Below are 6475 nucleotides of genomic sequence, written 5' to 3'. Positions count from 1 at the left end.
CCTTCGCGCCCGCCACCGGCGCCAGTCCCGCGGCGCGCGCGGCGTCCTCGACGCGTCCGCCGGCGGAGTACGCGTCGAGCAGGGCCGCCGCGGTCGCCGCGTCACACGGGAGGTCGGCTGCGAACGGCACGAGGCGGTCCGTGAGCGCGCGTTCGGTCCCGTCGACGGTCGTCGGCCCGCGCTCGCGCTGGGTCGTCGTCACCTCCAGTCCCGCCGCGATGTCCGACAGCGCCATACCGTCACTCTCTATCACTTTCGTACATAATTCTTTCCCGGGAAAATACGACGACTGCGTCGCATCTCGTCCGAACGCCACGGTTACCGGGACGTTCCTCCCGCCGGTTCGGGGGCCGAACCCCTGATTCCACGCTCGTTTAAATAGTCGTGTGGGGCCAAGCGTGGAGTGATGAGTCGAAGTTGCCCCGAATGCCAGGGTTCGCTCACCACCGAACGCACCGAGACCGTCTGCACGGAGTGCGGGCTGGTCGTCGCCGACGACCCCCTCGACTGCGGGCCGGAGTGGCGGGCGTGCGACGCCGACGAACGCGAACGCACCGGCGCGCCGCTCACGCGCTCCCGGCACGACCGCGGGCTCTCCACCGAAATCGGCCACAGTACGCGGGTGAAGGGGCGAAAACGACGCCGTCTCGCGCGGATGCGCCGCCAGCACGACCGCGCCCGCATCGCCACCAAAACGGACCGAAACAAGGTGTACGCGTTCACCGAAATCCGCCGTGTCGTCGGCCAACTGTCGCTCCCGTACAGCGTGCGCGACCAGGCGTGCGCGCTGTTCTCGTCCGCGCAGGACGAATCCCTCTTGCGCGGCCGCAGCCTGGAAGGGTTCGCCGCCGCGGCGGTCTACGCCGTCTGCCGCACGAACAACGTCGCCCGCACCGTCGGCGAGGTCGTCGCGGTCGCGCGCGCCGACCGGAACGAACTCCGCGCCGCCTACGCCGCGATGAACCGCGACCTCGGCCTCCCCGTCGGCCCCATCGACCCCCGCGAGTACCTCCCGCGGTTCGCCACCGAACTCGACCTCCCGCCCGCGCTCGAGCGTCGCGCCCGCGGCCTCCTCGACGACTTCGCTGTCGGCGGGAAGAACCCGAGCGGCGTCGCGGCCGCCTGCCTCTACGCCGCCGCGCGCGACACCGAGCACGCCGTCACGCAGGCCGACGCCGCGGCGGTCGCCGACGTGACGCCGGTCACGCTCCGCAGCACCTACCGCGCACTGGACTGAACCTGCGCCGCGAGCCGTCGGAACCCCGCGCTCGCCGGCGAGTCGGGCCGCGACAGCACCACAGGAACGCCGCGCGCTCCCGCGAGCACCACCTCCTCCCGCTCCGGCACTCGCACGACCGGCCCGCCGAACGTCCGCTCGTACGACTCCCGGCCCTCTCCGCTCGCTCGGTTGAGCGCGACCACTGCGAGGCCGGCGTCCAGTTCGCGCGCGAGAGCCCTCGTCCTGAGCGCATCCGCGAGCGCCGCCGGTGCGGGCGTCGTCACGAGCACGCACGCGTCCGCGGCGGCGAGCGGCGCGCCGACCGCCGCGTTCAGCCCGGCCGGGCAGTCCACCACGACATCGCCGTACTCGTCTTCGACCGCCGCGAGCGCGGTCTCGATGCTGTCGAGGTCGCAGGCTCGCGCGCCGGTGAGTGACCGCCCGCAGGGGAGAATCCGAACGGCCCCGTCCTCGCGCACCGCCTCCACGGCGCTCGCGCGGCCTGCGAGCACGTCGTGGAAGTCGGGGCCGCGCGCGGTCGGAAGGTCCGCCATCGCCAGGTCGCCGTCGACGACCACCGCTTCGAGGAGCGCCGCGAGGTTGAACGCCGCCGTGGACTTCCCGACGCCGCCCTTCCCGCCGCAGACGGCGAGAATCACGCGTCCTCCCGGAGTCGCGCCGCTCGCTCCAGCACGTCCCGCTCCCTCTCGGTCGGCCGGCCGCGCGACTCCACGCGGTCCAGCCAGTCCGTCACCGCCGCCGGCACCGACGAACCGAGCGCGTCCCGGGGCGGCCGCGGGTCCGGGAGGTCCCGTACCGGGTCCGGATTCGGTGTCGCTGCCGGCGCTCGTTCGAGCGGGTCGACGCGGACCGGGTTCGGCGCGGGCGGCGCGGGCGTCGCGTACCCGACGCCGCGGCGTTCGCCGGGCGCGAGCACGCCCTCGTAGCCCGATTCGCTCCAGCCGTCGTCGGGGACGCCGTTCGTTCGCGGCGGCCACACCGGCCCGTCGAGCAGGTTCGTCACGCGGACGCCGCGCTCGCGGTCGGTGGTGTTCTCGACGAGCACCGCGACCAGCGTCACGTCCCCGCGTTCGACGGTTCGGGCGTCGTGATTCATGGTCCTCGTTGGCCGCGGATTCCTACTTGAAGTTAGAGGAGCACGACGGGCGCGCCGAGGCACGCCGCGGCTTGTGCGGCCCGGCGGAACGGGCCGTTCTCGACGATGACGGGTGCGCGAGTGCGGGCGGCGCGGGCGGCGGCGAGCGCGTTCGCCTTCCAGTCGGGGACCGCCGCGCGCGCCCGGTCGACGAGCGGTCGCGCGAGCGCGGCGCGTGCTGCCGCCGCGCGTTCGGGGTGGTTGTGTCGGGCGTCCGCCCGTCGCAGGCCGGACTCGCGAGCGTTACGTTCGCGCCGCAACCGGGATTCCGCGGCGTCGAGGCGCTGTTCGGCGGCGACGCGCTCCGTCTCCGCGTCGGTGAGTTCGAGCGTCGCGCGCCGCAGGTCGGCCGCGGCCTCTTCGGTGTCGGTATCGAGGTCGCGGAGGGCTTCGAGTCGGCCGCTCGCGCGCTCCACGCGCTCCCGGAGCGCCACCACGTCCGCCGTCGCCGCCGCGACCGCGCGCCGCTCGGCCGCCGAGTCCGCGGGCGGCGCGCCCGCCGCGGGTTCGAGTCCGCGGGACGCTGCGACCGCCGCGAGCACCGTCGCGTCCGGTGCGGGCGTTTTCGGGCCGAGATACCCGATGTGGGCGTGCGCGGGACCGGGACGCCGGCAGCGCACGCGGTCGTCTCGCGGGTCGCGTATCGCGGCGAGAAGAGGGTTGGGGTCGATATCGCGGCCGCGGAGGTCGACCGCCAGTCCCCGGACGCGAGCCCCCGCGATGTCGAGCCTCACAGCTCGGCGTCCCGCAACGCGTCGGTGGTCGGGTGGTCGGTTCCCGCGCGGAACTTCGCGTAGGGCGTGCTTGCGGTATCTCGGGATTCGTACGCCGACGCGGCGTCCCGGACGCGTTCGGGTGCGTCCCGGAACTCGTTCCACGGCTCGGTGCGTTCGACCTGCACGTCGCCGGCGTGTTTCGCGCGGAGGCGGAGCGCGAGTAACGCCCCGAGTTCGGTCTCCGCGAACAGCGCGGCGCGCCCGAACCGCCGCACGACCGTCTCGTCGTACGTCCCGCACATCGTCCGGAGCGTCTGCCGCGCGCCCCGGGAGTACGTCACCACGAGCAACACTAACTTCTATAGGAAACTAGAGTTAAAATAAGTTACTATCCGACGTGTTCGAGGTCGAACTCGGCGTCCTCCGCGTCGAGGAGGTCGCGGACGCGCTCGCGCGCCTCGTCCGCTGACTCGGCGACGACGACCAGGCCGTCCGCTCGCGCGTCGCCACGCGCCCGGTACGCCGCCAGCGCGGACTCCGCCTCGAACTCCGTCGCGTACGTCCGGAGCACGCCCAGCACGCGCTCCTCCATCCCCTCCAGGTCGAGGTCGCCATCCTCGTACGCTGACAGGGCGTCCTCCACGTTCCGGAGCGCGCTAATCCGGTCCATCTACGTGGTCCTGAGGTGGCCCTGGCTCGGCTGGTACACCTCGCCCTTCTGCTTGAGCTTCTCTATCTCGTGTTCAGCCTTCGACGCCTCCATCCCGACCTCCTCCGCGCGGTCGAGCACCTCCTCGATGGGCGCACCCTCCTCGAACTCCTCCTGAATCTCGCCGATGATGCTCCGGATGTTCTTCACGCGGTCGCGCTGGGTCTTCGACCGTCCCGTCTCCACAACGTCCGCGTCGAACTCGCCCGTCTCCGGGTCGACGCCGATGTCCTGCAGACAGGAGCGGACGATTTCGATGACTCGGTCCGCGTCCTCCTGCGTCACCTCGTCCGCCAGCCGGACGCGCGCAGATGCTTCCGCGAGTCGCACGAGCGCCTCCAACTGGCGAGCCGTCACGGGAACCGGCGCGTCCTCGCCCTGCCCCTCGGCGCGGAGGTCGACGTAGAAATCCTCGATGGCCTGTCGGGCCTCCTCGGTCATCGTCGGGTAGACGTTCCGCCGCGAGTACGCGATGTACTTCCGGAGGATTTCGGGGTCGACGGCGGGCGCGACCTCCTCTGTCTGCTCTTCGACCTCCGCCTCGCTGAACTCGCTCGACGACACTTTCGACCGCTGCGTGTTCAGCTCGCCCGCGTAGTTCGTCTGGAGGATGTGGCGCGCGAGCCGAGAGTCCTCCTCGGGGTCGGGCTTGTCCGTCACCGTGAAGATGAGGTCGAACCGCGACACCAGCGCGGGCTCGAGGTCAATCTGCTCCCCGATGGGCTCGTACTGGTCGAACCGCCCGTACTTCGGGTTCGCCGCCCCGAGCAGGCTACAGCGCGATTTGAGGGTGGCGTTGATACCCGCTTTCGACACCGAAATCTGCTGTTGCTCCAGGGCCTCGTGCATCGCCGAGCGGTCGTCCGGTGCCATCTTGTCCAGTTCGTCCACCGCCGCGATACCCTGGTCGGCGAGCACGAGCGCGCCCGCCTCCAGCGTCCACTGCTGGCCGTCACCGAAGTCGTCGCGGACAGCGGCCGCAGTGAGACCGGCCGAACTACTCCCCTTCCCCGACGTGTACACCGACCGCGGCGCGATGTGACGGATGTAGGAGAGCAGTTGGGAGTTGTGCGAGACGACGTTGTTCGAGAGGTACGTGTGCGTTCCCTCGACTTCGAGGTCGTACACCCATTCCTCGCTGGGTTCTACGGTCTCGATGGATTCGATGCGCTCCCACGAAACCTTCCTGGATTCGGAACTCCGTGTTTCGGCGGAGACCGTTCCGCCATCTGTGGCAGTGCGTGGTGTAACAGCTACCTCGCATCTGCAGTCAAGTCGGTCCGCTCGTTTCGCAGTCGGTTGCGTACTCTCTCGTACGAAAAGCGGATGTGACGGCGTGACTTCGAGTTCTGTTCCGCTCGCCGTTCGGATTCGATACATCCGCTCGGGGGCTTCGCGCTTCCAGACGCGGGTGGCGCGGCGCTCGGTGAGCCTGCCGTCCGCGGCCATCGACGGAAGGGGGATGTCCGCGTCGTCCCACACGCCGTCGTCCACGGGTTTCGGGTCGTCGAGGTTCTCCTCGACGAGGTCTCGAATCCGGCGCTCGGAGCCGTCACCGAGAGTTACGCGAGTGTCTCCGTCGACGCACTTCCCCGTTCCGGGGTCTCCGATGAGGAGCATGTGGAGGTCGCCGCGGATGCGGGAGCCGTCCGGGAGGTGTTTGGTGACGCCGGAGAAGAGCTGGAGGAGCATCGCGAGTTTGGCCTGTCGGTGGCCGTAGATGGAGGGCGCGATGGAGTCGACCATCGTCTCGTAAATCTCGGGGTCTTGGGAGATTTCGACGATGTCCTCCTTGTCGTCCTCGTTGATTTCCATGTCCTCGAACTCCTCGTCCTCGATTTCGATGAACGACCCCTCCATGTAGTGGTCGAAGACGGGGGAGTCGTCGTCGGTGTTCGAGTCGTCGAGGCGGAGGACGCCGGTCGCGGTGACGTGGTCGCCCGCCGTCACCCGGCCCGGGATGTCGTCCTCGATGTGGACGTCGATGGCTTGCGGCGTCTCCCCGCCGCTGAGGCCTTCGGGGCTCTCCTGGATGCGGAGCTTCTGGCTGTCCACGAACTCGGACTTCTCGGAGTCCAGCTGGAAGGGGCCCTGGCGTTCGCAGGACTCGCACTGGTAGGGTTCCTGGAAGCCGCCGTCGCCCTGCGGGACGTGCTGCTCGCTCCCGCAGCGCTGACAGACGAAGACGGCGGTCTGAATCTTCGGCTTCACGTCCGTCGCCTTCCGGACGATACCCTGCACGGCGACGAACGTGTTCATGTGTTCGGCGCGCAGGCTCCGGATTTCCGTGGTTTCGCCGAGGTTGCGCACGCGAACGTGCGCCTGGCCGAGCGACACGTCGATGGGGAGGTCGTACACGCGGAGCGCTTCCTCCGCGGCCTCCTGTAACTGGTCGGGGTGGCGGACGTAGTCCTCCGCGAAGTCCGGGTCGAACTGGTAGAGGTCGTCCCAGTCGACCACGAGTGACTTCTTGTCCCGCGGGTACTGCCGCGCGAGCGCGCCGACCTCGTCGCTGTAGTACCGGCGGAAGAACGTCTCGAAGCGCTCCGTGAGTTCCTGGTCCTGGGACTGCGCCATTCTCTCCGGGGTAGGGCGTACTCGCGTAAGAACCTTCCCAACACTCCGACTATATAGACATCATAGGTATCTTTTTCCGACCATTTCGTCAGTGGTCG

Annotated in this window: 8 protein-coding genes; 1 reads left to right on the top strand and 7 read right to left on the bottom strand. The window is 69.7% G+C overall.

Annotated features, from left to right (window positions below; all coding sequences use genetic code 11):
- On the bottom strand, positions 1–235 hold a 235-nt coding region (locus U3A55_RS06280), incomplete at its 3' end, for a DUF7858 family protein (protein WP_442978278.1).
- A gap of 171 nt (positions 236–406) precedes the next feature.
- Between U3A55_RS06280 and U3A55_RS06275 the strand changes: the two genes are divergently transcribed.
- A complete protein-coding gene (locus tag U3A55_RS06275; protein WP_330990622.1) occupies positions 407–1237 on the top strand; it encodes a transcription initiation factor IIB in 831 nt (276 codons plus the stop codon).
- On the opposite strand, the gene U3A55_RS06270 is transcribed toward U3A55_RS06275, so the two are convergent.
- The 6 genes from U3A55_RS06270 to U3A55_RS06245 are packed head-to-tail and all read right to left on the bottom strand — an operon-like array spanning position 1219 to position 6377.
- On the bottom strand, positions 1219–1878 hold the full coding sequence (locus U3A55_RS06270) for a nucleotide-binding protein (protein ID WP_330990621.1): 660 nt from the start codon (positions 1876–1878) through the stop codon (positions 1219–1221). The genes U3A55_RS06275 and U3A55_RS06270 overlap by 19 nt on opposite strands.
- The gene (locus U3A55_RS06265) at positions 1875–2336 is read right to left on the bottom strand and encodes a DUF7857 domain-containing protein (protein ID WP_330990620.1); all 462 of its coding nucleotides are present in this window, start codon (positions 2334–2336) and stop codon (positions 1875–1877) included. Before U3A55_RS06265 ends, U3A55_RS06270 begins: the two co-directional genes overlap by 4 nt.
- Positions 2337–2368: 32 nt before the next feature.
- Positions 2369–3109: a DUF7856 family protein gene (locus U3A55_RS06260; protein WP_330990619.1), complete on the bottom strand. Its 741-nt coding sequence runs from the start codon at positions 3107–3109 to the stop codon at positions 2369–2371.
- Positions 3106–3444 (bottom strand): DUF7855 family protein, encoded by a 339-nt coding sequence (locus U3A55_RS06255; RefSeq protein WP_330990618.1) that lies wholly within the window; start codon positions 3442–3444, stop codon positions 3106–3108. The genes U3A55_RS06260 and U3A55_RS06255 overlap by 4 nt, the downstream gene beginning before the upstream one ends.
- Before the next feature lie 35 nt (positions 3445–3479).
- The gene (locus U3A55_RS06250; RefSeq protein ID WP_330990617.1) at positions 3480–3761 is read right to left on the bottom strand and encodes a DUF7854 family protein; all 282 of its coding nucleotides are present in this window, start codon (positions 3759–3761) and stop codon (positions 3480–3482) included.
- Entirely contained in the window at positions 3762–6377 is a 2616-nt protein-coding gene (locus tag U3A55_RS06245) for an ATP-binding protein (RefSeq protein ID WP_330990616.1), read from the bottom strand.
- Positions 6378–6475: the final 98 nt, after the last annotated feature.

Origin of the sequence: Salarchaeum sp. III (assembly GCF_036418315.1) — an archaeon.
Lineage (GTDB): Archaea > Halobacteriota > Halobacteria > Halobacteriales > Halobacteriaceae > Salarchaeum.
This window is presented reverse-complemented; position numbering and strand designations above follow the sequence as displayed.